Origin of the sequence: Streptomyces hilarionis, assembly GCF_024539675.1 — a bacterium.
Taxonomy (GTDB): Bacteria; Actinomycetota; Actinomycetes; order Streptomycetales; family Streptomycetaceae; genus Streptomyces; species Streptomyces hilarionis.
The window spans coordinates 45,254-70,621 of the sequence record NZ_JAHHIT010000005.1 but is presented as its reverse complement, the minus strand read 5'-3'; the positions used below and the strand labels follow the sequence as shown (position 1 = coordinate 70,621).

General features: G+C 73.5%; 21 protein-coding genes and 1 pseudogene. 14 read left to right on the top strand and 8 right to left on the bottom strand.

Annotated features, from left to right (window positions below; translation table 11 throughout):
• Positions 1–53: 53 nt before the first annotated feature.
• On the bottom strand, positions 54–2,702 hold the full coding sequence (lanKC, locus tag KMS84_RS02585) for a class III lanthionine synthetase LanKC (RefSeq protein WP_256914349.1): 2,649 nt from the start codon (positions 2,700–2,702) through the stop codon (positions 54–56).
• A 227-nt stretch (positions 2,703–2,929) separates the two neighbouring features.
• Here lanKC and KMS84_RS02580 point away from each other — a divergent pair, with 227 nt between their 5' ends.
• The 4 genes from KMS84_RS02580 to KMS84_RS02565 all read left to right on the top strand — a co-directional run bounded on the left by KMS84_RS02580 (position 2,930) and on the right by KMS84_RS02565 (position 6,904).
• Positions 2,930–5,380 (top strand): SpoIIE family protein phosphatase, encoded by a 2,451-nt coding sequence (locus tag KMS84_RS02580; RefSeq protein ID WP_256914348.1) that lies wholly within the window; start codon positions 2,930–2,932, stop codon positions 5,378–5,380.
• 86 nt (positions 5,381–5,466) lie between these two features.
• On the top strand, positions 5,467–5,838 hold the full coding sequence (locus KMS84_RS02575) for a DUF6479 family protein (RefSeq protein ID WP_256914347.1): 372 nt from the start codon (positions 5,467–5,469) through the stop codon (positions 5,836–5,838).
• A 62-nt stretch (positions 5,839–5,900) separates the two neighbouring features.
• Positions 5,901–6,068: a hypothetical protein gene (locus KMS84_RS02570; RefSeq protein WP_256914346.1), complete on the top strand. Its 168-nt coding sequence runs from the start codon at positions 5,901–5,903 to the stop codon at positions 6,066–6,068.
• Between the two features lie 335 nt (positions 6,069–6,403).
• Positions 6,404–6,904, top strand: coding sequence for a metallophosphoesterase family protein (locus tag KMS84_RS02565; RefSeq protein WP_256914345.1), 501 nt, complete (start codon positions 6,404–6,406; stop codon positions 6,902–6,904).
• Positions 6,905–7,197: 293 nt separating this feature from the next.
• Here KMS84_RS02565 and KMS84_RS02560 read toward each other — a convergent pair whose 3' ends face one another.
• Positions 7,198–8,301: an XdhC family protein gene (locus KMS84_RS02560; protein WP_256914344.1), complete on the bottom strand. Its 1,104-nt coding sequence runs from the start codon at positions 8,299–8,301 to the stop codon at positions 7,198–7,200.
• A gap of 159 nt (positions 8,302–8,460) precedes the next feature.
• Here KMS84_RS02560 and KMS84_RS02555 point away from each other — a divergent pair, with 159 nt between their 5' ends.
• Both KMS84_RS02555 and KMS84_RS02550 read left to right on the top strand, forming a co-directional pair.
• On the top strand, positions 8,461–10,452 hold the full coding sequence (locus KMS84_RS02555; protein WP_285893048.1) for a GTP-binding protein: 1,992 nt from the start codon (positions 8,461–8,463) through the stop codon (positions 10,450–10,452).
• A gap of 73 nt (positions 10,453–10,525) precedes the next feature.
• A complete protein-coding gene (locus tag KMS84_RS02550) occupies positions 10,526–12,397 on the top strand; it encodes a glycoside hydrolase family 5 protein (protein WP_256914342.1) in 1,872 nt (623 codons plus the stop codon).
• A gap of 67 nt (positions 12,398–12,464) precedes the next feature.
• Here the strand turns inward: KMS84_RS02550 and KMS84_RS02545 are convergent, their stop codons facing one another.
• Positions 12,465–13,730, bottom strand: a complete 1,266-nt coding sequence (locus KMS84_RS02545) for a YncE family protein (RefSeq protein WP_256914341.1) — start codon at positions 13,728–13,730, stop codon at positions 12,465–12,467.
• Between the two features lie 179 nt (positions 13,731–13,909).
• Between KMS84_RS02545 and KMS84_RS02540 the strand changes: the two genes are divergently transcribed.
• The gene (locus tag KMS84_RS02540) at positions 13,910–14,572 is read left to right on the top strand and encodes a TetR/AcrR family transcriptional regulator (RefSeq protein ID WP_256914340.1); all 663 of its coding nucleotides are present in this window, start codon (positions 13,910–13,912) and stop codon (positions 14,570–14,572) included.
• A 1-nt stretch (position 14,573) separates the two neighbouring features.
• On the opposite strand, the gene KMS84_RS02535 is transcribed toward KMS84_RS02540, so the two are convergent.
• Positions 14,574–15,845: a glycosyltransferase gene (locus KMS84_RS02535; protein WP_256914372.1), complete on the bottom strand. Its 1,272-nt coding sequence runs from the start codon at positions 15,843–15,845 to the stop codon at positions 14,574–14,576.
• 213 nt (positions 15,846–16,058) lie between these two features.
• Between KMS84_RS02535 and KMS84_RS02530 the strand changes: the two genes are divergently transcribed.
• Positions 16,059–18,020 (top strand): ricin-type beta-trefoil lectin domain protein, encoded by a 1,962-nt coding sequence (locus KMS84_RS02530; RefSeq protein WP_256914339.1) that lies wholly within the window; start codon positions 16,059–16,061, stop codon positions 18,018–18,020.
• 81 nt (positions 18,021–18,101) lie between these two features.
• Here the strand turns inward: KMS84_RS02530 and KMS84_RS02525 are convergent, their stop codons facing one another.
• Together KMS84_RS02525 and KMS84_RS02520 are read right to left on the bottom strand one after the other, a co-directional pair.
• Positions 18,102–18,350 carry a hypothetical protein gene (locus KMS84_RS02525; protein WP_256914338.1) on the bottom strand — a complete coding sequence of 83 codons (249 nt, stop codon included), beginning with the start codon at positions 18,348–18,350 and terminating at the stop codon, positions 18,102–18,104.
• Positions 18,338–18,703, bottom strand: a complete 366-nt coding sequence (locus tag KMS84_RS02520; RefSeq protein ID WP_256905112.1) for a nuclear transport factor 2 family protein — start codon at positions 18,701–18,703, stop codon at positions 18,338–18,340. Before KMS84_RS02520 ends, KMS84_RS02525 begins: the two co-directional genes overlap by 13 nt.
• A gap of 173 nt (positions 18,704–18,876) precedes the next feature.
• Here KMS84_RS02520 and KMS84_RS02515 point away from each other — a divergent pair, with 173 nt between their 5' ends.
• The gene (locus tag KMS84_RS02515; protein ID WP_256914337.1) at positions 18,877–19,164 is read left to right on the top strand and encodes a hypothetical protein; all 288 of its coding nucleotides are present in this window, start codon (positions 18,877–18,879) and stop codon (positions 19,162–19,164) included.
• Positions 19,165–19,419: 255 nt separating this feature from the next.
• Here the strand turns inward: KMS84_RS02515 and KMS84_RS02510 are convergent.
• Positions 19,420–19,659, bottom strand: a pseudogene (locus KMS84_RS02510) (ABC transporter ATP-binding protein); the annotation flags it as partial.
• A 135-nt stretch (positions 19,660–19,794) separates the two neighbouring features.
• Between KMS84_RS02510 and KMS84_RS02505 the strand changes: the two are divergent.
• The 5 genes from KMS84_RS02505 to KMS84_RS02485 all read left to right on the top strand — a co-directional run bounded on the left by KMS84_RS02505 (position 19,795) and on the right by KMS84_RS02485 (position 24,536).
• Positions 19,795–20,880 carry an S-(hydroxymethyl)mycothiol dehydrogenase gene (locus tag KMS84_RS02505; RefSeq protein ID WP_256914336.1) on the top strand — a complete coding sequence of 362 codons (1,086 nt, stop codon included), beginning with the start codon at positions 19,795–19,797 and terminating at the stop codon, positions 20,878–20,880.
• Positions 20,877–21,512, top strand: a complete 636-nt coding sequence (locus KMS84_RS02500) for an MBL fold metallo-hydrolase (RefSeq protein WP_256914335.1) — start codon at positions 20,877–20,879, stop codon at positions 21,510–21,512. The genes KMS84_RS02505 and KMS84_RS02500 overlap by 4 nt, the downstream gene beginning before the upstream one ends.
• Positions 21,513–21,706: 194 nt before the next feature.
• Complete coding sequence (locus tag KMS84_RS02495) at positions 21,707–22,069, top strand: bifunctional 3-phenylpropionate/cinnamic acid dioxygenase ferredoxin subunit (protein ID WP_256914334.1); 363 nt, start codon at positions 21,707–21,709, stop codon at positions 22,067–22,069.
• Positions 22,066–23,226: an NAD(P)/FAD-dependent oxidoreductase gene (locus tag KMS84_RS02490; protein ID WP_256914333.1), complete on the top strand. Its 1,161-nt coding sequence runs from the start codon at positions 22,066–22,068 to the stop codon at positions 23,224–23,226. The genes KMS84_RS02495 and KMS84_RS02490 overlap by 4 nt, the downstream gene beginning before the upstream one ends.
• A 149-nt stretch (positions 23,227–23,375) precedes the next feature.
• Entirely contained in the window at positions 23,376–24,536 is a 1,161-nt protein-coding gene (locus tag KMS84_RS02485) for an aromatic ring-hydroxylating oxygenase subunit alpha (protein WP_256914332.1), read from the top strand.
• Here KMS84_RS02485 and KMS84_RS02480 read toward each other — a convergent pair.
• On the bottom strand, positions 24,524–25,270 hold the full coding sequence (locus KMS84_RS02480) for an IclR family transcriptional regulator (protein ID WP_256914331.1): 747 nt from the start codon (positions 25,268–25,270) through the stop codon (positions 24,524–24,526). The genes KMS84_RS02485 and KMS84_RS02480 overlap by 13 nt on opposite strands.
• Between the last annotated feature and the right edge of the window lie 98 nt (positions 25,271–25,368).

Here is a 25,368-nt window from a genome sequence, read left to right as displayed (position 1 = left end):
TCCCGTGGGGACGGGTTGCGTCACGACTCCGTCGTTGTCGCGGAGCCGCGTCTTCAGGGCCGCCGGTGCGGCGGGGGAAGGAACGGCAGGTGGGCGTCGGCGCCCGCGCCGTCGGGGTCGAGGGCGGCGGCCAGGGCGAGCAGACAGCCCGCGGTGCCGGTGCCGAGGTCCATGGACAGCCGCATCATCTGGTGTCCGGGGAAGGCGAGTTGGCCCTGGTAGGGCATCGCGAACCAGCCGAGCGCGTCGATCTGCTCGTCGAGCCGGGCCCGGGTCGCGCCCTCGGCGGTGGTGCGGGCCAGGTGCAGGATCATCCCGGCGCGTCCCTGGAACAGGCCGGGCTGCGCGTAGAAGCGGGACGTGGCGGCGGTCAGGACGCCGGCCCTGGCCCGCGCGAACTCCCCGCCCGGGTCCGGGAGATGGGCCACGGCGTCGTCGAGCACCGCCCCCACTCCCGCGCTGCCGTCGCCGAGGTAGGGCAGGGTTCGCCATCCCTCGTCGACCTCCAGCGAGCCTCCCTCGCGTTCGACGCAGGCCGCCAGGTCCCGGCGCAGGGCGACGTCCGCCGCCGTCAGCAGGGCGCGCTCGCCGGTGGCCTCGTACTGCCGGAGCAGGAACAGCGCCGGTCCGCTCGCGCCCCGCAGCAGCCCGGCCCGCCGCCGGGGCGCGTCCGGCACGGGTTCGGCCAGGCGGCGCACGACGATGTCGGCGGCCTCCGCGGCCCGTGCGCGCAGCTCCGGCTCGCCGGTGCGGCGCGCGAGGTCGGCGAGGACGAGTCCCAGACCGGCCAGGCCCCCGTGCAGGTCCGACGACAGGTTCTGCCACCGTTCGCGCAGGATGCCGTCGACCAGGTCGAGCGCGCGCTGCCGGTGACCGAGCAGGTCGAGCACATGGGCGACGCCGGCCAGGCCGTCGTAGAGGCCGAGCGGGGAGCCCGCCGGGGGCGGCGCGGTGTGGTCCAGGAGCCAGCGCTCGCCCTCCTCGTGACGTTCGGCGCCGGTGGCCCGGAGCGCGTACAGGACGCCGGCCGCGCCGTGCGCGAGGCCCAGACCGCCGCCGTCGGAGAACTGGGCGACGTCGCCGGGGTAGAGGCGGTCGTCGCGTTCCGGGGTGGCCGAGGCGAGGATCGCCTTGACCATCGAGTCACGGCTGTGCGGCCAGTCGGCGGGTTCCACCCTCGGCGCCGGCGCCGACGCCACGCGCGCGGGGCGCGGCGGGCTCGCCGGCCTGCCCTCGGGCGGGGACTGCGCCAGGTCGCCGGCGTCCCGGGTGATCTCGGCGACCGCCTCGTCCAGGAACGCGCGCGGCACGTCCGGGAACTGCTCGGCGATCACCTCGGCCAGATGGGCCGCCTTGCCCCGGTCGACCACGAACAAGGTGGTGACGGGCAGGAAGAGGGCGAGCCGCAGGCACGCCAGCGCGTACCGGTCGACGTCGGCGCCCCGCCGGTCCGGTGGCGCGAAGAAGCCGGGGTGCGCCACGACCTGACGGCCGTTCTCCTCGGCCGGGGCCGCCGCCTCGAAGTCGATCAGGTGCACCGTCTCCTCGTCGGGCGCGACCATGATGTTGAAGACGTGCAGGTCGTTGAAGACGATCCCGCGCGCGTGCACCCGCTCCACCGCGCGCTCCACCGCCCGGTGGATGCGCACCGCCCACGCCGTGTACGCCGTGACGGCCGCCGGGTCGGGGTCGGGGCACAGCAGCGGGTGCCGCTCGGCGAAGTACGAGTTCAGCGGCCGGCCGGGAACGAGGTCCATCACCAGGAAGCGGTGGTCGCCGAGCAGGAACCAGTCGCGCACCTCCGGCACCACCCCGGTGCCGGACACCGCTTCCAGCGCCCGCTTCTCGCGCTCCAGCCGGACGATCGCGTCGGCCCCGTCGGAGGCCAGGCCCGCGTGGGGCCGGCCCTCCTTGAGCACGACCTTGCGCCCGTCGCGGGTGTCGGTGCCCGCGTACACCCCGCCGCCGTTGGAGAAGTGCAGCGCCTTCTCGATGCGGTAGGGCAGCTCGCCCACGGTGGTGGTGTTGCGGGCCGCGAGGTGCGGCTCGAGGAACGCCGGCAGCGTCACCCACGGCGGCACCTGGAAGGACGGCGCCCGCCGGTCCGGCACGAGGTTCCCCTCGCCGTCGCGCACGGCGGGCGCCAGCGCACCGCGGTCGTCGACGACGAACATCCGCGCGAACGCGCCGTAGCGGACGTAGAGCGGTCCCTCGTGCCAGCGCAGGTCGGTGAGGATGTAAGGACCCTCGCACCCCTCCAGCAGCGCCCCCAGCTCGCGCAGGACGGTGTGCAGCTGCTCCTCGTCCGCCGGGTAGACGGTGACGAACTTGCCGCTGGTGTCGCGCCCCGCGTACTTGGTGTTGCGCAGGTGCAGCAGGTGCGGGCCCGGGACGAACTTGAAGGGGATGCGGCGCTCGACGCAGTAGTCCCACACGGTCGCCGCGATCCGCTCCGCGTTCGTCCGGGTGGCCGAGGCGTGGATCTTCCATCCCTGGGCCGGACCCACCGCCGGGGAGCCGTCCGCGTCGAGCGGCGTCAGCGTCAGCCAGTCGCCGATCCGCGCCGACGTCCAGCCCTCGGGCACCGGCCGGCGCGCCGTGTCGTACAGCGGGGCGCTCCCCGCGCCGCCGGCGTTCAACCGGTCGGGCGTCTCGTAGAAGTGCGTGTCCGCCAGCGCGTACACCTCGTACCGCTTGTCCATGCGTCCCCCTCCGTGGGCCCGGGAAGAGCCTCGCAAGTCGCAGGGAGGTGCGGACAGTCACGCGTGTCACGACCTCACCGTGCGGAACGCATGCGTAAAGACCTGTTCGGATCGGTTCGAAACGCGAACGGGCGCCCGCCGGCCGCCCGCCCCCCGGACCGCCTCCGTCGCACTGGGCGGACCCGAAACGGGCACAGGGGCTGCGCGCCGTCCCCGATGGCGCTGTAATGACGGTCGTGGTCAGTCAGGGTGCCGCAGCGCGCAGAACGGGACCTTCGCGTGCCGAAATCGCCCTCAAGACGATCACGGCCGATCTCGCGGCACCGGAACGGGTGCGCCGCACCCTCGAACAGGCGCTGGTCTTCGCGGGCGCGGCCCTCGCCGCCGTCTACACGCCCGGGGACGGCGGCGAGCTGCTCTGCCTGGCCGAGTCGGCCGGCGTCCCGCGGACCCTGTACGGGCTGCGCGAGAGCTATGCGCTGGACGGCCGCTCACCGGCCGCCGACGCCCACCGCGCCGGCCGGCCGGTGTGGCTCGGCCCCGCGGAGCTCGCCGACTGCCCCGAGGCGCGGCGGATGCCCGCCCGTGACGTCCACCTGGCCGCCCTGCCACTGCGCGACGGGGCGGGCTGTCTGCTCGCCCTCAGCGAGCGGCCCGGCGGGTTCGACGTCGACGACCGGGCCTGCCTGGAGCTGGTCGCCGAGGTCGTCGCCTTCCCCGCCGCGGGCGCCCCCGCCGAGGGCGAGGAACTGCGCGCGGGAGACTTCAGCCTGGCCATGGACACCGGCCGGGTCGAGGTGGGCGACGAGATCCTGGAGCTGTTCCGCATGCCCCGGGCCGACTTCGACGGCCGGGTGGAGACCCTCCTCGGGCGGGCGGTCCCCGAGGACCTGCCCTCGCTGATGTCCGTCGTCGAGGCCGACCACATGTCGATCGGCGACCGCGAGCTGGAGTTCCGCGTGCTCCAGCCCGCCGGTCCGCCGAAGTGGCTGCGGCTGCGCGGCCGGCTGCTGCCCGGCGGCGACGGCCGTCCGGCGCGCCTGGTCGGCACCGTCGCCGACGCCTCGGCCCTGCGCGACGAGGTCACCGACGTGGCCAGGGTGCAGCGGCTGGCCGCCGCGCTCGCCACCGCCGGCACCGTCCGCGACGTGAGCCAGGCCGTCGTCGCCGCCCTGCGCAAGCCGCTGCGGGCCGACCGGATCGCCCTCGCCGAACTGGAGGGCGAGCGGCTCGTGGTCACCGTGCTCGACCCGCCCGAGCCGCAGTCCTGGCCGGCGCTGTGGCGGCTGGAGTGGCGCACCGAGTGGCCGGACGCGTCCGTGCGCGCCATGCCGACCCTCGCCGCCGCCTTGCGGGACGGACGCGCCCGGATCTGGCCCGCGGGCGCCGGGCTGGAACCGGCGCTGGCCGGAGTCGGCCCCGGCGGTCTCGCCGTCCTGCCGCTGTCCGCCGGCGGTCGCACCGCCGGCGCCTGCCTCATCGGCTGGGACCGGCCGCACCACTTCGGCCCCGACGAGCGGGCTCTGCTCACCGCCTCCGCCGGACTCGCCGGCCAGGCCCTGATGCGCGCCCACGCCTTCGACGCCGAGCACGAGCTCGTCGCCATGCTGCAACGCCAACTGCTGCCGCGCCGGCTGCCCGTCCTGCCCGGCGCCGTCGCCGTGGCCCGCTACCTGCCCGCCACCGCGGGCCTGGAGGTCGGCGGCGACTGGTACGACGTCATCCCGCTGCCCGACCACCACGTGGCCCTCGTCATCGGCGACGTCCAGGGCCACAGCGCGGCCGCCGCCACCCTCATGGGCCAGATGCGCACAGCGCTGCGCGCCTACGCCGCGGAGGGGCACCCGCCGGACGTCGTCGTCGCCCACGCCAACCGGCTCCTGCTGGAACTGGAGACCGACCTCTTCGTCACCTGCTGCTACGTCGACGTCGGCATGGAGGACGGCACCGCCTGGTGCGTGCGGGCCGGACATCCGCCGCCCGTCGTGCGTCACCCGGACGGCTCGACCGAGATCGCCGAGACCGACGGCGGCCCGCCGCTGGGCGTCCTGCCCCAGGCGGAGTTCCCCATGACCCCGCTGCGGCTGTCGCCCGGCGCCGTCGTCGCCCTGACCACGGACGGCCTCGTGGAGTCCGCCGCCCTGGACATCGACACCGGCCTCGCCAGGCTGGCCGCCGCGCTGTCCGCGTCCGACCCCGCCCACCTCGGGCTCGTGGCCGACGGACTGCTCGGCGACGCCCACCGCGGCGACGACCTGGCCCTGCTCCTCATGCGGTACGACGGCATGGCCGTCACACCGCGACGCGAGGGCTGGACGGTGTGGCGGGTGCCCGAGGCGTCCCGGCACGCCCGCCGCTTCACCCGGCGCACCCTGCGCGCCTGGGGCATCGCCGAGGCCGCGATGGACACGGCCCTGCTCGTCGTCTCGGAGCTGGTCACCAACGCCCTGGTGCACACCGCCGGCCCGGTCCGCCTCGACCTGACCCTGATCGGCGCCCGTTTGCGCGTCGCGGTCACGGACGCCTCGCCGCGCACGCCCGTCAAGCCGACCGACCCGGGCTGGGAGGCCACCGGCGGCCGCGGCATCCTCCTCGTCGAGGCGATGTCCGACGCCTGGGGGAGCGTGCCCGTGAGCGGCGGCAAGCAGGTGTGGAGCGAGGTGGTGCTGCGCGGATGAACCGCCGGCGCGCCACCGCGCCGTGCGAGGCGCCGCCCGGCCCGGCGGCCAGGTGTCCGGGGGCCGGGGCAGGGTACCCGGCGTCCATGGACAACTTCGCCTCCGCCTACCTCGCGGCATCCGGCAGGTCCGCCCTGGCCACCGTCGCCTTCATCGTCGTCGGACTCGTGCTCGTGGGCGGTCTGATCTGGGCCTTCCGGCTCGGCCACAAGGTGCGCATGCGCGAACCCGCACCGCCGAAGCCGCACGAGCAGCCCCGGATGCCCGCGTCCGGCCGGACCCACGAGAGCCACACCCGCGAACCGAACGAGATGCCGCGGGCCACCGGGGAGGGCGAACGTCTCACGCCGCACGAACTGCGGACCACCGGCAGCCGGGAGAGCGCCGACCAGCGCCGCCCGCGCTGGGACGAGGGCTCCGCAGGCTCGTTCGGCAGCGGCGGCCCGGGAGCGGGCTGAACCGCGACAGCGGCCCCGTCGCCGACGGGGCGCCGAAGGAACCGGAAGGGTGTTGAACCGTCGTGACCGCGCAGATCCAGGAGAAACCAGTGACCCGCCGACCCGAGACGGGCTGGGCCCGGGCCCGGCGGGTGCGCCGCGTCCGCGCGTTGCCGCGCACCTGCCTCGCGGCGGTGGCGCCGGGCGCCCAGCCCGGCCCCGAGGGCAACATCATCCGGGGCGAGGACTGACCCCCGCGGCGGCCCCGCCCGCCGCGACCGGGCGCACGGCGGCCCCTCGGTCGACGACCGCGCCCACCGACCCCGCCGCGGCGAACGTGCGCACCCCGAGGACGGCCTACCCCGGACCCTCTCGCGACGGCCGCCCCGCCCCGCCCCGTCCAGGGCGGGGCATCGCCGGCCTCGCGATCGCGGCCCGGCGCACCGGCAGGGCGAGCGCCGCGCCCTGTGGGCCAGGCACGGTGACGCCGTGCGGCGAGGTGCCGGACCGGAACGGGGGTCCCGACCGGCGTGTCGAGCCGGTCGTGCGGAGCGCACGGCAATGGGATGGTCCGTATTCTGACGGCGTGCGCCTTCTGCTGATGTCCGACACCCACCTGCCCCGGCGCGCCAAGGCGCTCCCCGCCGCGCTGCTGGAGGAACTCCCGCACGCGGACGTGGTGATCCACGCGGGGGACTGGGTCGACACGGCCACCCTCGACCTGCTGGAGAGCCGCAGCCACGCGGTCGTGGGCGTGTACGGGAACAACGACGGGCCGGACCTGCGCGCGCGCCTGCCCGAGGTGGCCCGGGCCGAACTGGGCGGGGTGCGCTTCGGGGTCGTGCACGAGACGGGGCCGGCCCAGGGCCGTGAGGCCCGCTGCGCCGCCCGCTTCCCCGAGCTGGACGTCCTGGTGTTCGGCCACAGCCACATCCCCTGGGACACCACCGCCCCCGGCGGGCTGCGTCTGCTGAACCCGGGCTCCCCGACCGACCGCCGCCGTCAGCCGCACTGCACCTATCTCACCGCCACGGCGGCCGACGGCCGGCTCACGGACGTCGTCCTGCACCGGCTGCCGCCGCGCTGACCGGGGTCCGGCCCCGGACACAGGTCGGGCCGCTCCCGGCCGGAAGGTCGGGGGCGGCCCGGTACTTGCGGGTGTGCGTTGCTTCAACGGACCTCCTTCCTTCACTGGAGGAAGGGCAGAGGACGTGCATCCCTGTCCGTGCTCGTCGCCTACCCATCCCGGAACGCTCTATAACCGACGAATCGCAGTTTTTCGGAAATAGTGCGGAACGAGGCCGGGCGACGGCGAACGGCGGCGAGTGACGGCGAGCGACGGCGAGCGAAGTCCGGTGAGGCCGAGCGGTCCGGTGGGCGTCACGGCCGCGAGCGGTGCACCGGACCCCGGGCCAGGGCCAGGGGGGCGCCGCTGCCGCCCCAGCGCAGCGCCACGATCTCGGCGGCCACCGACACCGCCACCTCCTCGGGCGTCCGGGCCCCCAGGTCCAGTCCGATCGGCGAGCGCAGCCGGGACAGCTCGCCCTCGGTGAGCCCGGCCGCCACGAGCCGGGCGCGGCGTTCGTCGTGCGTTCGGCGGCTCCCCATGGCCCCGATGTACGCGGCGGGCCGCCGGAGCGCCGCCTCCAGCAGCGGCACGTCGAACTTCGGGTCGTGGGTCAGGACGCAGATCACCGTGCGCGCGTCGGTGTCGGTGCCGCCCAGATACCGATGCGGCCAGTCCACGACCACGTCGACGCCCGGCGGGAAGCGCCGGGGCGTCGCGAAGGCCGGTCGGGCGTCGCACACCGTGACGCGGTAGCCGAGGAAGTCCCCGATGCGCGCCACCGCGGCCGCGTAGTCGACGGCGCCGAACACCAGCATGCGCGGCGGCGGCGCGAAGGAGTGCACGAAGACCGAGACGGCGTCCTCGCGCCGGCGGCCCCGCGGCCCGTAGTGGCGCATCCTGGTGGCGCCCGCGGCGAGCTCGCCGCGCGCGTCGGCGGCGACGGCCGCGTCCAGTCCCTCGGCGCCGAGGGAGCCGCGGGCGCGGTCGGGCCAGACGGCGAGGGCCGCTCCGCGGGGGGCGGGTCCGTCGACGACCGTGGCCACGGCCACCGGCTCGCCCGCGGCCACCGACTCCGCGACCGCGCCGAACGACGGGTCGAGGCGGGGCGAGACGGCGCGCACCAGCACGGAGATCTCGCCGCCGCAGGTCAGCCCGGCCGCGAAGGCGTCCTCGTCGGCGTACCCGAAGACCTCCAGCCGTGCCGACCCGTCCGCGACGGCCTCCTTCACCCGCTCGAACACCGCTGCCTCCACGCAGCCCCCGGAGACGCTGCCCACGACCTCGTCGCCGGGCCCCACCGCCATCGCCGCCCCCGGCTCGCGCGGCGCGCTGCCCGCGACGGCGACCACCGTGGCCAGACCGAACGGCGCACCGGCGGAGTACCACCCCTTCAGCACCGGAAGAATGTCGCGCATGTCCGCACGTTAATCCGTTGCGGCCCCGCGCGCCGGTCTGCTGCACTGCGCGGACACCCACTCGCCGACAGCTGCCCGGAGCTCCGATGCGCACACCGTCCATGTCCGCCCAGCAGGAAGGAACCACCCCCATTCCAAAGGACATGACACTTCGTGCACATGCTCAATCTCGGGATCCTCGCCCATGTCGACGCGGGTAAGACCAGCCTCACGGAACGGCTGCTGCACACGGCCGGCGTCATCGACGAGCTCGGCAGCGTCGACGCCGGGAGCACCCGGACCGACACGCTGGCGCTGGAGCGCCGGCGGGGCATCACCATCAAGTCGGCCGTCGTCTCCTTCCGGATCGACGACGTCACCGTCAACCTGATCGACACCCCCGGCCACCCGGACTTCATCGCCGAGGTGGAGCGGGCGCTCGCCGTGCTCGACGGGGCGGTGCTCGTCGTCTCCGCCGTCGAGGGGGTCCAGGCGCAGACCAGGATCCTGATGCGGACCCTGCGCCGGCTGCGCATCCCCACCCTCGTCTTCGTCAACAAGATCGACCGTCGCGGCGCACGCGGCGAAAGGGTGCTGCGCGAGCTCACCGAGCGGCTGTCGGCGCCCGTCGTCCCGATGGGCGTCGTGACGGAACCGGGCACGGCCGGGGCCGCCTTCACCGCCGTTCGGCCGACCGCCGAGGACGCCGTCGACGTCCTCGCCGACCACGACGACGCCCTGCTGGCCGCGTACGTGGACGACCTCGTCACCGGGGAGGGGATCCACCGGGCGCTCGTCGCCCAGACCCGCCGCGCCCTCGTCCACCCGGTCTACTTCGGCTCCGCGACGACCGGCGCGGGAGTGCCCGAACTCGTCGCGGGCATCGCCGCACTGCTGCCCGGCGCCGGTGGCGAGGCGGACCGTGAGGGCCCGTTGTCGGGCACCGTCTTCAAGGTGGAGCGGGGTCCGGCGGGCGAGAAGATCGCCTGTGTCCGGCTGTTCTCCGGCGTGCTGCGCGTCCGCGACCGTGTCCCGCTCGGCGACGACGGCCGTGACCGCGGGGACGGCGCGGCCCGGGTCACCGCGATCAGCGTCTTCGACCAGGGCACGGACGTACGGCGCGAGGAGGTGCGCGCGGGGGAGATCGCCCGGCTGTGGGGCCTCGTCGAAGCCCGGGTCGGCGACCGTCTGGGCGAACCCCGCGACGAACGGCGGCGGTTCTTCGCGCCGCCGACGCTGGAGACCGTCGTCGTGCCGGGACCGGGCGTCGACCGGCGCGCCCTGCACCTCGCCCTCACCCGCTTGGCCGAGCAGGACCCGCTCATCGGCCTGCGCCACGACGAGGTCCGGCAGGAGACGTCGGTCGCGCTCTACGGGGAGGTGCAGAAGGAGGTCGTCCAGGCCACCCTGGCCGCGGACCACGGGCTGACGGTCTCCTTCCGGGAGACGACCCCCCTGTGCGTGGAGCGACCGGTGGGCGTCGGGACCGCCGCCGAGTTCGTCAAGAAAGGCGACAACCCGTTCCTCGCCACCGTCGGCCTGCGCGTCGAGCCCGCGCCGACGGGCAGCGGGGTGCGCTTCGGACTGGAGGTGGAGCTCGGATCGATGCCGTACGCCTTCTTCAAGGCGATCGAGGACACCGTGCGCGAGACGCTCGGCCAGGGCCTGCACGGCTGGCAGGTGACCGACTGCGCCGTCACCCTGACGCACTGCGGCTACTGTCCCCGCCAGAGCCACGCCCACCAGGGCTTCGACAAGAGCATGTCGAGCACGGGGTACGACTTCCGGGGGCTGACTCCGCTGGTCCTGACCGAGGCGCTGCGCCGGGCCGGGACACGGGTCCACGAGCCGATGCACCGTTTCCGCGTCGAGGCGCCGGCGGACACGCTGGGAGTGTTGCTGCCGGCGCTCGCCGGGCTGCGCGCGGTGCCCCGGGCGACGGAGGTCAGGGGGACGCGGTGCGTGCTGGAGGGCGCGGTGCCCGCGGCCCGGGTGCACCGCCTCGAACAGCGCATCCCCGCTCTCACCCGCGGAGAGGGCGAGTGGGAGAGCGGCTTCGACCACTACGCCCCCGTCGCCCTCGGCGCGCCCCCCGAGCGGCCGCGCACCGACGACAATCCGCTCGACCGCGCGGAGTACCTGTTGCGCGTGACGGGTCGGGTGGCCAACTGAGCTGATTGATAAGGAACTTACTCATGAGTCAGAAGTATTGACGGTGTCCGGAAATCACCGGACTGTAGTGGACATGCCGAATATCCGGGCTCGTCTGCTCGCTGTTCTGGTCGTCCTCTGCGGACTCTGCGGCTTTTCGACGGTGGCGGGCCCCACGGCCGCCACCGCCACCGCCGCCGCCACGATCCCCGACTCCCTCCCGTTCGACGGCACGGCGCTCACCGTGTCGGGCGGCCGCTTCGTCGACGGCAACGGCCGCGAGGTCGTCCTGCGCGGCTACAACGTCTCCGGCGAGACCAAGCTCGCCGAGAACCGGGGCCTGCCCTTCGCCTCCGTCGCCGACGCCAGGAAGTCGGCGACGGCCCTGCGCGCCCTGGGCGGCGGCAACTCCGTGCGCTTCCTGCTCTCCTGGGCCTACGCCGAACCGGTCCGCGGCCAGGTCGACACCGCCTACCTGGCCGCCGCCACGGACCAGATGCGCGCCTTCCTCGACGCCGGTATCCGCGTCTATCCCGACTTCCACCAGGACCTCTACTCCCGCTGGCTGTTCAACGCGGGCAGCTGGTACACCGGCGACGGGGCGCCCAAGTGGGCGGTGCAGCTCGGCGGTTACCCCGACGAGTCCTGCGGCATCTGCCTGCTCTGGGGGCAGAACATCACCCAGAACGGCGCGGTCAAGGCCGCCCAGCACGACTTCTGGCACAACGACCACGGCCTCCAGGACTCCTTCCTGGCCACCGCCGAGAAGACCATGGCCTACGTGAAGGCGAACCTCGGCGCGGAGGAGTTCGCCGGCGTCGTGGGCTTCGACCCCTACAACGAGCCCTACGCCGGCGCCTACGACTCCGGCCAGGCCAGCCGGACCTGGGAACGCGACCTGCTGTGGCCCTTCTACGTGCGCTTCCGGGCCCGCATGGACGCGGCCGGCTGGACCGACAAGCCCGCCCTCGTCGAGCCGAACCTCTTCTGGAACGGCAACGTCAGCAAGGAGGAGGGCGGACTCCTGGACGCCGGCACGCTCGGCTCCCGCTACGTCTTCAACACCCACTTCTACGACCAGAAGGCCATCTCCGGCATCCTCATGTGGGGCAACGCGGCGGACGGCCAGTACGTGACCGACCTCGGCACGGTCCGCGACCGCGCCGCCGCGGCCGGGACGACGGCGATCGTCAGCGAGTTCGGCCACCCGCTGAACGGCAGCACCGCGGGCAAGGCGCCGACCGTCCTGAAGGCGATGTACCAGGGCCTCGACTCCCGTCTGAAGGGCGCCGACTGGTGGACCTCCCAGGCGGCTTCCGGCCCGGTCCTGTCCGGCTCGCAGTGGCAGTGGGACATCTACAACGGCCGCCACCGCGAGCTCATGAACGACAACCCCGGCAAGGTGCGCACGACCGGCGACGCCTGGAACGACGAGGACCTCTCCGCCGTGCGCACGGACGACGCCGGAACGGTGAGCCTGCGTCAGGACGCCCGGCTGCTGGACCGGATCTACCCGAGCGCCACCTCCGGCGCCACCGTCGCCTTCACCTACGAGGACCGCTCCCGCGACGGCGGCACCACGCTCACCTGGAACCCGGTGCCCAGCTCCCTGCCCAACACCAGGCAGCTCGTCGGCTCCGGCCAGTACGGACTGCTGGTGTGGCGTTCGAACGGCGGCACGGCGCCCACCGAACTGCATCTGCCGGCCTCCTTCCCGACCGCGACGACCACGGTGGTCTCCGACCTCGGCACGGTCCACGCCCCGCCCGCACCCTCGGCGGCCGCGAGGATCGCCGTGGCCGCCGAACCCGGCGGCACGGGCAGCCGCCGCCTGCTGCTCGACGCGCCCGACTCGGGCGTCCTGCACTACGCCCTGGTGACCAACGGGGCCACCGCGCCGTCCGCGGCACTGCTGGCCGCCGCCCGTGCGGAACTCTCGGCATGGGCGGCCAAGAAGGCGGGATGAGGGCGCCGGACACGCCGAAGGAGTGGGCCGCGGTCGCCGCGGCCCACCCCGTGCGCGCCGGAAGCCGTCAGCTGCCGGTGCCGGTCCAGTCCGCCGCCACATGGCCGATCCGGACCCGCTGCGGGTGGTCGCCCACCGGCACCGAGGCGATCTTGCGGCCGGTGGCGAAGTCGATCGCGGTGATCTGGTCGGCGCCGCTCTCGGAGATGACGCAGTCCTTGCCGTCGCCGCTGACCGTGGCCCAGTACGGCTTGGATGCGGTGACCAGCGGTCCCTCCTGGAGGGTGGCGCGGTCGACGATCGTCGCGTAGTCGTCCATCGTGCCGGCCACGCACAGCTTGCTGCCGTCGGGGCTCATCGAGAGGCCGTGATGGCGCGAGTCGTTGACGAAGGTGGTGCGGTCGTCGCTGGTCGCCGGGTTCTTGGGCAGCGTCTTGGTCCGGGTGATCCGGTCCGAGGCGAGGTCGTACTCGAAGAAGCCGTTGAAGAACGAGACCTGGAAGTACAGCTTGGACTCGTCCGGCGAGAACACCGCCGGACGCACCGCGTCGGAGTAGTCCTTGAGCCCGATCGCGTCCAGCCGCTGCCGCATGTCGATGATCTTGACCTGCTGGTAGGTGTTCGCGTCGACGACGGTGATGCGGCGGTCGCCCTTGGTGAAGTCCTGCCACGGCGCGTCGAGCGAGGTGTTCACGTCGCCGATCGCCATGTTGTAGATGTACTTGCCGTCCCTGGTGAAGATGTTCTCGTGCGGCTTGTCGCCGGTCTTGAAGGAACCGAGCTGCTTGCCGGTGACGATGTCCAGCACGTGCACGGTGTTCGAGATCGACGCGGAGACCGCGACGCGCTTGCCGTCCGGTGAGACGGCCATGTGGTCGGAACGGTAACCGGACACGGGGAAGCGCCAGTTGATGTTCCCGGTGGCCAGGTCGATGGAGACGACGTCGGCGAAGCTCGGCCGGGAGACGACCACCGAGGCGCCGTCCGGAGTGGTGTACATGTCGTCGACGAACTGGTCGTGGCCCTCACCGACCCCGTTGCGGATGGCCTGGAAGTAGATCCACTTGATGGGGTCGGCGTTGATCTCCGCCATCCGGGCGGCCTTGTCGGGGATCACGTTGATCCGCCCGACCTTGGCGAAGTCACCGCTGGACTTGACGACGTCGGCGGTGCCCTCCCAGTTGTTGCCCACGAAGAGCACCTCGCGCAGGGCGGCGGCGGTCCGGGCGTCGGAGGCGGCGGAAGCGGCGGTGACGGCGGTCGCCGGGGCGGCGACGGTCAGGACGAGGGCGGCGGCTACGGAGCAAAGGTGCCTGGATCTGAAGGCAGGCATGCTGCTCTCTCCTCTGGGTGGCTGAAGGCGTGGGGGCAGGGCGGAGGGCCGCCCGAATCTGAACACCGATGCGTTCAGAGTTGACTTACTGGAAAGTAAGGAAGGGGTGCCCTTCGCCACAAGACTCCGTGCACGACAAAATTGACCGCGGGGGAGCACGCAGCGACGAGGGAGGGCCAGTGACGGGCAGGCTCAGAGCGCCGACCGGCCGTTACGGCGGCAAGTCCGCGGAGCAGCGACAGGCCGAGCGCCGGGGACGATTCCTGGAGGCGGCACTGCGGCTGTTCGGCGGCGGCCCCGGCTACCGCGGCACCACGGTCGCGTCGCTCAGCGAGGCGGCCGGCCTGTCCACGCGCCAGTTCTACGAGGAGTTCCGCACCCTGGAGGACGTCCTCGCGGAGCTGCACCTTCAGGTCAACGACTGGGCCGAGCAGGCGGTCCTCGCCGCCTTCGCCGACGCCCAGGGCCTGCCGCTCGCCGAGCGCGTCACCGCGATCTTCCGTGCCTACGCCGCCGACGTCACCGCCGACCCGCACCGGATCCGGATCACCTTCGTCGAGATCGTCGGCGTCAGCCCCCGACTGGAGGAGCAGCGCCTGGCCCGGCGCGCCCGCTGGATCGACCTGATCTGCGCCGAGGCGACGGCCGCCGCCGAACGCGGCGAGGCGGCCCCCCGCGACTACCGCCTGGCGGCCGCCGCCTTCATCGGCAGCGTCAACGGGCTGCTGCACGACTGGAGCGCGGGCTGGGTGGACGCGACGCTGGACGAGGTGGTGGACGAACTGGTCCGCCAGCTGCTGGGGACGCTGCGGCCCCCGGGCTGGACGCCCTCGCCCGGGTAGCTCACCGGCCGCGTTCCCCCTCGCGGTCCCGGCCCGTGCCGCCGGCCCGGCCGGCCGCGAGGCGGGCCACCGCCTCCACCACGGGCCGCATCCCGTCCTCCGCGCGCACCCGGGCCCCCAGCTCGCGGGCGCGCTCGCGGTGCCCGGGGGACCGGGTGGCCCGGACCAGCGCGGCCGCGAGGCTGTCCGCGGTCAGCCGGCGCAGGGGCAGTGCGGCCGGGGCCACGCCGAGCGCGACCAGGCGGCCGGCCCAGAAGGCCTCGTCGAACTGGACCGGCACCGGCACCGCCGGCACTCCGGCCCGCACGCCGGCCGCCGTGGTGCCGGCCCCGCAGTGATGGACCACCGCGGCCGTCTCGGGGAAGAGCAGCGCGTGCGGCACGTCGTCGACCGTCAGCATGTCGTCGCCGTCGGCCGCTAGGCCGGCCCAGCCCCGCTGGATCACACCGCGCAGCCCCGCCCGCCGCAGCGCCCGGACGATCTCGGCGCTGAGCCGCCGGGGGTCCGGCACGGTCGCGCTGCCCAGGCCGACGAAGACCGGCGGCGGCCCGGCGTCCAGGAAGTCCCGGAGGGCGGCCGGCAGCCGCCGCTCGTGGTCGTAGGGCCACCAGTACCCGGTGACGTCCAGTCCGGTGCGCCAGTCCCGGGGGCGGGGCACCACCAGGGGGCTGAAGCCGTGCAGGACGGGCCGGGCGGGGCGGCGCCGGGCCGACAGGGCACGGGGAGCCGCGGGCAGGCCCAGCCGGTCCCGTACCGTCGGCACGACCGGGGCGAAGATCTGCTCGACGGCCAGGTCGACGCCGTGCGCGGCCAGCCGGTTGCCGACCGCCCCCCAGGAGCCCCCGCCCAGCATCGGAGGCGCGAACTCCCTGGTGGGCGCGATGGGCTGGAGGGCCAGGCCGAGGCTGGGCAGGGACATGCCCTCGGCGATGACGTGCCCGAGCGGAGCCAGCGAGGCGGACAGCAGCAGGGCGTCGCTGTCCCGGGCGGCGGTGAGCAGGTCGTCGGTCATCCGGCCGACCAGCGCCCGGGCCATCCGGCCCACCCTCAGCAGCTTGCCGGGGCCGGTCGAGCTGCGGTGCAGCCCCCGGCCCCGCTCGGACTCCAGTTCGGCGCGCGGGTCCAGCGGCAGCGGGTGGAAGCCCACTCCCGAGCCCGTCACCAGCGGCGCGAACCGCGCGTGGGTGACCAGGGTGACCTCGTGTCCCGCCCGCACCAGGGCGTGACCCAGCCCGGTGAAGGGGGCTACGTCGCCCCGCGATCCCGCCGTCATGATGGCCACTCGCACGACGGACAGTATGGCGGCGCGTGGCCCGCCGCAGCCCGCGACCGGCGAAATCCGCCGCCCCGCACCCGGCCTGAGGTCTCGTCACTTCTGTCGCAGCCGTTGACTTCGCCCCCGGGCGGTCCTACTTTCGGCCCGCACCATGTTCGGTTAGCCGATCCACGTTCGATATATCGAATCATTCGATCACGGAGCCGCCGCATGTTCCCCCCACCCCGCTCCCGCCTCCTCCCGCCGGGGGCCAGGGTCGCCGTCGCGCGGGCGCTCGCCCTGCTGCTGACGGCGACCGCCGCCCTGCTGTTCGCCCAGCCCGGCTCGGCCCGGGCCGCGACCTCCCGCCAGATCGCCGTGCCGGCCGCCCCGATGGGCTGGGCCTCGTGGAACAGCTTCGCCGCGAAGATCGACTACAACGTCATCAAGCGGCAGGTCGACGCGTTCGCAGCCTCCGGCCTGCCCGCGGCCGGCTACCGGTACGTGAACATCGACGAGGGCTGGTGGCAGGGCACCCGCGACACCGCGGGCAACATCACGGTCGACGAGTCCGAGTGGCCCGGCGGCATGAAGGCCATCGCCGACTACATCCACGGCAAGGGCCTGAAGGCCGGCATCTACACCGACGCCGGCAAGGACGGCTGCGGCTACTACTACCCGACCGGCCGCCCCGCCGCTCCCGGCAGCGGCAGCGAGGGCCACTACGACCAGGACATGTTGCAGTTCTCACAGTGGGGCTTCGACTTCGTCAAGGTCGACTGGTGCGGCGGCGACGCCGAGGGACTCGACGCGGCGACGACCTACCGCGCCCTCAGCGCCGCGATCGCGAAGGCCACGGCCGCCACCGGCCGCCCGATGACCCTGTCGCTGTGCAACTGGGGCCGGCAGAACCCGTGGAACTGGGCGCCCGGACAGGGGGCGATGTGGCGCACCAACGACGACATCATCCTCTTCGGCAACAAGCCGTCCATGACCAACCTGCTGACCAACTACGACCGCAACGTGCACCCCACCGCCCAGCACACCGGCTACTACAACGACCCCGACATGCTGATGGTCGGCATGGACGGCTTCACCGCCGCCCAGAACCGCACCCACATGAACCTGTGGGCGATCTCCGGCGCGCCGCTCCTCGCCGGCAACGACCTCACCACGATGACGACGCAGACGGCGGACATCCTGAAGAACCCCGAGGTCGTCGCCGTCGACCAGGATCCCCGCGGGCTCCAGGGCGTCGAGGTCGCCGAGGACGGCAGCGGGCTCCAGGTGTACGGCAAGGTCCTCGCCGGCTCCGGCCGACGGGCCGTGGTGCTGCTCAACCGCACGTCCGCCGCCGCGAACATCACCGCCCGCTGGGCCGACCTGGGGCTGACGAACGCCTCCGCCACCGTCCGCGACCCGTGGGCCCGCGCCGACGTCGGCTCGTACGCCACGGGCTACACGGCGAACGTCCCGGCGGGCGGGTCGGTCCTGCTCACCGTCAGCGGCGGCACGGAGGCCGCGAGCAGCACCTACGCGGGCACGTCGGCCTTCTCCGGCGTGGTCGCCGGGAGCACCGGCCTGAAGGTCGTCGACGTCGCCTACACCAACGCCGCCGCCACCGCCCGCACCGCGACCCTCAAGGTCAACGGCCAGACCGCCACGACCGTCTCCTTCCCGCCGACGGGCGCCGCCCAGGGCACGATCTCCGTGCAGGTCGCCCTGTCCAGGGGCGCGGCCAACACGCTGGCCTTCACCGGCGCCCCCACCCTCGCGGACATCACGGTCAGGCCCCTGCCCGGCACGAACGGCAGCCTCGTCGTCGGCAAGCAGTCCGGCCGCTGCCTGGACATGTTCGACTCCACCATCGCCAACGGCACGCAGGCCGAGATCTGGGACTGCAACGGCGGCTCCAACCAGGCCTGGACGTACACCTCCCGCAAGGAACTCGTGGTCTACGGCGACAAGTGCCTCGACGCCTACGACCACGGCACCGCCAACGGCACCAAGGTGGTCGTCTGGGACTGCACCGGTCAGAGCAACCAGAAGTGGAACGTCAACGGCGACGGCACGATCACCAACGTCAACGCCGGGCTGTGCCTCGACGCGAACGGCGCGGACACGGCCAACCGCACCCCGATCGTGCTGTGGTCGTGCGGTGGCGCCGACAACCAGAAGTGGAGCCTCGACTGAACCCGGCCTGACGCGGGTCGCCCCACCGCCTCAGGCCCCCGCCGCCCCGGTCGACGCCAGGTCCCGGGGGGCGGGGCGCGATCAGCGGCGGCGGCCGCGACGCACGCGCGCGGCGCGCACCGGCGCGGACGGCGCCGCAGGGCGCGGGCGCGCCGCGCGCAGCGCCCTCCACAGCAGGCCGAGGCACACCCGCCGGCCTGCCGCCGAAGCCGGCGCGGGCAGCCGGGAGCCGGTCGCACGCGACCGCCCCAGCTGCGCCGACGCCGAGAAGGTCCAGGTCAGCCGGGAGGTGACCTGGACCCTCGCGGTTCTCCTCCCTACTCGTCCCATGCCTGGATCATCGTCTGCTCGACGATCTTGCCGTCCCGCAGCGTGATCATCGACTCCGACAGCACGCGCACGCCGTCCGCGTACCGGCAGGACTCGCTGAAGGCGGCGCGGTCGCCCTGGACGATGCACTCCTCCAGCTTGTGGGTCATGTCCCTGCTGTAGACGTCGTCGAGCATGCGCGCGATCTCGTCCCGGCCGTGCAGCGTCCTGGGGTGGCTCGGTTGCGCCTGGTGGTCGACGACGCGCAGTTCCGCGTCGTCGGCGTACAACGACAGCAATGTCGTCGGGGTCCGTCCTTCGATGCCCCTGCGCAGGGTCTCGGTGTCGAAGGCGGAGCCTGCCGCGGTGCCCATGGTGACCTCCTCCGAGGGCCGTGGCCCAGGGGGAAGGGCGGGCCGCTGGACCCTCACCTTCGAGCGTCCTCCCGCCCGCCGGGCTCGGCAAGCGGGGCCGCGCGTCTGCGCCTGTCGGGTGAGCGCGGCCGCCCGCCCGTGTCCCCGACGGCGTCCACGGCGTTGCTGAGGGCATGATCTCCACTCGACGCATCGCCGCAATCGCCGCTCTCGCCGCGGGAGTCACGGGCCTCGCGGCGCCCATGGCGAGCGCGGCCGACGCTCCGGCCGCCGGACAGCTCAACCCGATGACCACACTGGACACGCTGGTCGCCGACCAGATCCCGGCGGAGCACCGGGCCGAACTCCCGCCGGTCTCCCGCCAGCTCGGCGAGCTGAACAAGGTGACCCAGCTCCAGCAGCTGAACGAACTGCACCAGGTCACCGACCTCGTCGCCCCCGTCACCGGGCTGCTGACCTGAGCGTCGCATCATCCCCGCGGGGGCCGTCCGGACGACCGGGCGGCCCCCGCACCCGTTCCCGGTGGGCTCGGTCGAGCACCGCAAGAAACCGGGTCGCCGCGAGCGCTGGGCAGAGCGGGCCGCCCGCCACGACCTCGCGGTGCCACCCGCCCCCCCCCGGGGTCCATGACGGCGATCCGGTCGGCCGGGCGACGAGATCGTCGGGCCGGGCCGTCCTCAGCACGTCCCGCACCGCGTCGTGGTCCGCGGAGGGGGCGCGGCCGGCGTCGGGGCGCCGGTGCCGAGACCGGCCAGGGAGTCCGTGGTGGCCTCACGCAGCAGGGTCGTGTCGGAGGTGACGCGGGCCGTCGGACCACCGGGCTCGCTGCGGTCCACCACCGAGCCCGTGACCGCCAGGGCGGTCGGGGCGGGCGACGCGCACATGATCGGCCGGTCATGGCCCGGGTCCTCGATCAACTCCCTTGCCACCAGTGGCGGCAGCTCGGGAGAGGACCCGCGTCGGCGGTCCTCGCGCACGGCCGGCCGCACGCGTTCGCGGCGCGGTCCGGCCACGTCGCCCGCGCCCGTGCCGACGGCGCACGCGTAGGGTCGTCACCGGGACGGACGTCCTACGAAGAAAGGGGCTGCAACATGCCGCAGGAAGTGCGCGGGGTGATCGCGCCGGGCCGCGACGAGCCGGTGCGCGTGGAGACGATCGTGATCCCGGACCCGGGTCCGGGCGAGGCGGTGGTGAAGGTTCAGGCCTGCGGGGTCTGTCACACCGACCTGCATTACAAGCAGGGTGGGATCAACGACGAGTTCCCGTTCCTGCTCGGTCATGAGGCGGCGGGTGTGGTGGAGTCGGTGGGTGAGGGTGTCACGGACGTGGCGCCGGGTGATTTCGTCGTGTTGAACTGGCGTGCGGTGTGTGGGCAGTGTCGGGCGTGTCTGCGGGGGCGTCCTTGGTACTGCTTCGCCACGCACAACGCGGTGCAGCGGATGTCGTTGGTGGACGGGACGGAGTTGTCTGCGGCGTTGGGTATCGGGGCGTTCGCGGAGAAGACGCTGGTGGCGGCCGGGCAGTGTACGAAGGTGGACGCGTCGGTGGCGCCGGCGGTGGCGGGGCTCCTGGGTTGCGGGGTGATGGCGGGCATCGGGGCGGCGATCAACACCGGCAACGTGGGGCGTGGTGATTCGGTGGCGGTCATCGGGTGTGGCGGGGTGGGGGACGCGGCGATCGCGGGGTCCAGGCTGGCCGGGGCGGCGCGGATCATCGCGGTGGACGTCGACGACCGCAAGCTGGAGAAGGCGCGGGCGATGGGCGCGACGCATACGGTGAATTCCCGGTCGGTGGATGCGGTGGAGGCGATCCGTGAGCTGACGGGCGGGTTCGGCGCGGACGTGGTGATCGAGGCGGTGGGCCGGCCGGAGACGTACGAGCAGGCTTTCTATGCCCGTGACCTGGCGGGCACGGTGGTGCTGGTGGGCGTGCCGACGCCGGAGATGAAGCTCGAACTGCCTTTGCTGGACGTGTTCGGGCGCGGCGGGGCGTTGAAGTCGTCCTGGTACGGCGACTGCCTGCCCTCCCGCGACTTCCCGATGCTCATCGACCTCCACCTCCAGGGCCGCCTGGATCTCGGCGCGTTCGTCACCGAGACCATCGCCCTGGACGAGGTCGAGAAGGCCTTCGAGCGGATGCATGCCGGGGATGTGCTGCGCTCGGTGGTGGTCCTGTGACGGCCGGCGCGCGCATCGAACGCCTCGTGACGTCGGGTCAGTTCAGTCTTGACGGGGGTACCTGGGAGGTGGAGAACAATGTGTGGATCGTGGGCGACGACCATGAGGCCGTCGTCATCGACGCGGCCCATGACGCCGCCGCCATCGCCGAGGCGGTCGGTGACCGGCGGCTGACGGCCATCGTGTGCACCCACGCGCACAACGACCACGTCGGCGCCGCCCCCGCCCTCGCGGACCTCACGGGCGCGACGATCTGGCTGCACCCCGACGACCTCCCGCTGTGGAAGCTCACCCACCCCGACCGCGATCCGGACGCCCACCTCGTCGACGGCCAGGTCATCGAGGCGGCGGGCGTCGACCTCACCGTCCTGCACACGCCCGGGCACGCGCCCGGCGCGGTGTGCCTGCACGCCCCGGACCTGGGCGCCCTCTTCAGCGGCGACACGCTGTTCGCGGGCGGCCCGGGGGCGACCGGGCGGTCCTACAGCCACTTTCCCACCATCGTCGACTCCATCCGGGACCGGCTGTTGACGCTGCCCGGCGACACGGTCGTCCACACCGGCCACGGTGCGGCGACCACGATCGCCGCGGAGCGTCCGCACCTCCAGGAGTGGATCGACCGCGGATTCTGACCTCCCCCCAGGGCTCCGGCACGGCGCCCGTACCGCCTGTTCCCGCAGGTGGTACGGGCGTTTCGGGCTGCGTTCGACCAGGTCCGCGAGGCCCCGCGAAGCAAGGCTCTGGACGCCTTGACAAGGGTTCTGGGACGCCTCCAGACTGATGTTGCGCTTACCGCAATCCGTTTCGCTATACGCACCGAGGTGTCATGATGATTCCCGCGTGCCGTCTCGCGGATCTCCCGCGAGGCGAGGCCTTCAGGCTCGACATCGATCCGCCGGTCTCGGTGTTCCATACCGACGACGGCGAGGTCTTCGCCATCGACGACACCTGCACCCACCAGGACGCCTCGCTCGCCGACGGCTGGCTGGAGGGCTGCCAGGTGGAATGCCCGCTGCACGCCTCGACGTTCGACCTGCGGACCGGAGCCGTCGACGCGCCGCCGGCCAAGCTCCCGGTCCGCACGCACGGGGTCATCGTCGAGGACGGCATGATCTACGTCCGGGTGTCCACGGCGGCGCCCAACCTGCCGCCCTGTGTCACGGCCAGACTCGCCGGAGGTCCCGCGTGAGGACCGTCGCCGTGGTCGGCGCCTCGCTGGCCGGCCTGTCGGCGGCACGCTCCCTGCGCAAGCAGGGCTACGACGGACGGCTGGTCCTCGTCGGCGACGAGCCTCACCGCCCCTACGACAGACCGCCGTTGTCCAAGGAGTTCCTGGCCGGCGCGGTGAGCGAGGCCGACCTCGCCCTGGAGTCGGACGACGAGGACCTGCGGGCACAGTGGATGCTGGGCGTCCGCGCCGTCGGCCTCGACCGCGTCGACCGCGCGATCGCGCTCACCGACGGACGACGGGTGCGGGCCGACGGCTTCGTCGTCGCCACCGGCGCGGCCGCGCGCACGCTGCCCGGCGCCGAGGGCCTGGCCGGGGTGCACACCCTGCGCACCCTGGAGGACGCCCGCGCCCTGCGCGACGAACTGGCCCGCGGCGGACGGCTGGTCGTGATCGGCGGCGGGTTCATCGGCGCCGAGGTCGCCTCCACCGCCCACGCGCTCGGGCTCGACGTGACGGTCGTCGAAGCGGCCCCGACGCCCCTGGCCGGACCGCTCGGCCGGGCCATGGGCGCCGTGGTCTCCGGCCTCCACGCCGACCACGGCGTCCGCCTGTTGTGCGGGGTGGGCGTCAAGGGGCTCGGCGGGCGCAGCCGGGTCGACGCCGTGCTGCTGGAGGACGGCCGCTCCCTCCCGGCCGACGTCGTCGTGGTCGGCGTGGGCGCGTCCCCGTGCGTCGCATGGCTCCGCGGATCCGGCGTCGCGCTCGACAACGGCGTCAAGTGCGGCGCCGACGGCCGCACCAGCCTGGCCGGTGTCGTCGCGGTCGGCGACTGCGCCAACTGGTACGACCCCCGGGCGGGGGCGCACCGCCGCGTCGAACACTGGACGGGCGCGCGTGAGCGCCCCGACGCCGCCGTGGCCACCCTGCTGGCCGCGGGCGCGGTGGAGCCGGCCACGCCACGGCCCCCGTACTTCTGGTCGGACCAGTACGGCGTGAGGATCCAGTTCGCCGGTCACGCCGCCGGGGCCGACAGCGTGACGGTCGAGGAAGGCGCCGAGGGCGACCGGGACGTGCTGGCCGTCTACCGGCGCGCGGGCCGCGCCGTCGCCGTGCTCGGCATGAACCAGCCCCGGCTGTTCACCCGCTGGCGCAAGCAGCTCGGCGCCCCGCTGTGAACACCCCGACGGGTCGTCGTCGCGCCGCGGCGCCGCGCTGACCCGCCCGCGCAGTTCCCCGCGCCCCGTGAAGGCGCGCCCTCCGTCCTGCCGCGCGCTCCCGTGGCGCGCAGCGCCGCCCCTCCCCGACGTTTCCCGAGGAGTGCACCGTGACCTCGACCAGTCTGCCGGACAGCCTGATCGCCACCCTTCCCGGCTCCTCCTACACAGATCCGGCGATCTTCGTCCAGGAGCAGGAGCACATATTCGAGACCATGTGGTTCTGCGTCGCGCGCGCCTCCGAGCTGGCCAGGCCGGGAGCCTTCCGCACCGTCGACGTGGGCCGCGAGTCGATCCTCGTGACCCGCGCACGGGACGACTCGATCCGCGCCTACTTCAACGTCTGCCGGCACCGCGGCGCGAAGCTCTGCACACAGGAGAGCGGCGAGGTCAAGCGGGCCTTCCAGTGCCCCTACCACGCCTGGACCTACGACCTGAACGGCAAGCTGGTCGCCGCGCCCAACCTCACCAGGATGCCCGACGTGGGCCGCACCGAGTTCGGCCTGGTGAGCGTGGCCGTGCGCGAGTGGCTCGGCTACGTGTGGGTCTGCCTGGCGGAGAACCCGCCCTCCTTCGAGGAGGACGTGGTCGGCGAGGTCGTCGGCCGCCTCGGCGACGTCGAGTCGATCGCGCGCTACGACATCGACAACCTCTCCGTGGGCCGGCGGATCGTCTACGACGTCCGGGCGAACTGGAAGCTCATCATCGAGAACTTCATGGAGTGCTACCACTGCGCGACGATCCACCCCGAACTCACCGAGGTGCTGCCGGAGTTCGCCGACGGCTACGCCGCGCAGTACTACGTCGGGCACGGCGCCGAGTTCGGCGAGGAGGTGGAGGGCTTCACCGTGGACGGCTCCGCGGGCCTCGACCGCATCCCGGGAGTGTCCGAGGACCAGGACCGCCGCTACTACGCGATCACCGTCAAGCCGCAGGTCTTCGTCAACCTCGTGCCCGACCACGTGATCTTCCACCGGATGTACCCCGTGGCCGTGGACCGCACGATCGTCGAGTGCGACTGGCTCTACCTCCCGCACGTCGTGGCGAGCGGCAAGGACGTCAGCCGGTCGGTCGAGCTCTTCGACCGCGTCAACCGCCAGGACTTCGAGGCCTGCGAGCGCACGCAGCCCGGCATGAGCTCGCGGATGTACGCCAAGGGCGGTGTCCTGGTGCCCAGTGAGCACCACATCGGAGCCTTCCACGACTGGGTGAACGAGCGCCTGGGCGCGGGGCGTCCGCCGCGGCAGCGGACGGGCGATCAGCCCAGGTAGCCCATGCGGTGGCTGATCTCCTCCGCGCCCTTCAGCAGGACCGGCGAGAGCTCGTGCAGGCGCTCCTCGGTGAGCCGGTAGGAGGGGCCGGAGGCGCTCAGCGCGGCGATGACCCGGCCGTCCCGGTCGCGGACCGGCGCCGCCATGGCGTGCAGACCGATCTCCAGCTCCTCCAGGGTCCAGGCGTAGCCGCGCTCGCGGGCGTCGGCGAGGTTCTTCTCCAGCTTCGCCTTCGCGGTGATGGTGCGCTGGGTGACCTTCTTCAGGCCGGCCTCGGACAGCAGCGCGGCGCGCTCCTGCGCGGGCAGGTGCGCCAGCAGGATCTTGCCGCTCGACGTGGCGTGCAGCGGGGTCAGCTCCCCGACCCAGTTGTGCGCGGTGACGGCTCCCGGGCCGCGGACCTCGTAGAGGTTGATCGCGTAGTGCTCCTGCATGACGGCGATGTTGACGGTCTCGCCGATCTCCTCGGCGAGCCGCTCGCAGACCGGGCGGCCCTGCTGCGTGATGTCGATGCGCCCGGTGACCGCGCCCGCCAGGCGGACGATGCCGAAGCCGAGCCGGTACTTGCCGCGCTCGCCCGCCTGCTCCACGAGGCCGCGCGCCTCCAGGGCGCCGAGCAGCCGGAACGCGGTGGACTTGTGAACGTCGATCTCGGCGGCCACCTCGCTGACGCCCGCCTCGCCGCGCTGGGCCAGGATCTCCAGGACGCTGATGGCACGGTCTACCGACTGCACTCCGCCGGCCTGCGAATTGGTTGTCTCGGTGTCTGTGCTGTGGTTGCTCACAACGAAACTATACGCGTAGTAAACAACGCGGAGGCAAGTGGCGAAGG

What these genes read in the sequence shown, in the direction of transcription:
- lanKC (WP_256914349.1), bottom strand. Translation starts at nt 2,702, where the DNA reads ATGGACAAGCGGTACGAGGTGTACGCGCTGGCGGACACGCACTTCTAC.
- KMS84_RS02580 (WP_256914348.1), top strand. Translation starts at nt 2,930, where the DNA reads ATGACGGTCGTGGTCAGTCAGGGTGCCGCAGCGCGCAGAACGGGACCT.
- KMS84_RS02575 (WP_256914347.1), top strand. Translation starts at nt 5,467, where the DNA reads ATGGACAACTTCGCCTCCGCCTACCTCGCGGCATCCGGCAGGTCCGCC.
- KMS84_RS02560 (WP_256914344.1), bottom strand. Translation starts at nt 8,301, where the DNA reads ATGCGCGACATTCTTCCGGTGCTGAAGGGGTGGTACTCCGCCGGTGCG.
- KMS84_RS02555 (WP_285893048.1), top strand. Translation starts at nt 8,461, where the DNA reads ATGCTCAATCTCGGGATCCTCGCCCATGTCGACGCGGGTAAGACCAGC.
- KMS84_RS02550 (WP_256914342.1), top strand. Translation starts at nt 10,526, where the DNA reads ATGCCGAATATCCGGGCTCGTCTGCTCGCTGTTCTGGTCGTCCTCTGC.
- KMS84_RS02545 (WP_256914341.1), bottom strand. Translation starts at nt 13,730, where the DNA reads ATGCCTGCCTTCAGATCCAGGCACCTTTGCTCCGTAGCCGCCGCCCTC.
- KMS84_RS02535 (WP_256914372.1), bottom strand. Translation starts at nt 15,845, where the DNA reads ATGACGGCGGGATCGCGGGGCGACGTAGCCCCCTTCACCGGGCTGGGT.
- KMS84_RS02530 (WP_256914339.1), top strand. Translation starts at nt 16,059, where the DNA reads ATGTTCCCCCCACCCCGCTCCCGCCTCCTCCCGCCGGGGGCCAGGGTC.
- KMS84_RS02525 (WP_256914338.1), bottom strand. Translation starts at nt 18,350, where the DNA reads ATGGGACGAGTAGGGAGGAGAACCGCGAGGGTCCAGGTCACCTCCCGG.
- KMS84_RS02520 (WP_256905112.1), bottom strand. Translation starts at nt 18,703, where the DNA reads ATGGGCACCGCGGCAGGCTCCGCCTTCGACACCGAGACCCTGCGCAGG.
- KMS84_RS02515 (WP_256914337.1), top strand. Translation starts at nt 18,877, where the DNA reads ATGATCTCCACTCGACGCATCGCCGCAATCGCCGCTCTCGCCGCGGGA.
- KMS84_RS02505 (WP_256914336.1), top strand. Translation starts at nt 19,795, where the DNA reads ATGCCGCAGGAAGTGCGCGGGGTGATCGCGCCGGGCCGCGACGAGCCG.
- KMS84_RS02495 (WP_256914334.1), top strand. Translation starts at nt 21,707, where the DNA reads ATGATGATTCCCGCGTGCCGTCTCGCGGATCTCCCGCGAGGCGAGGCC.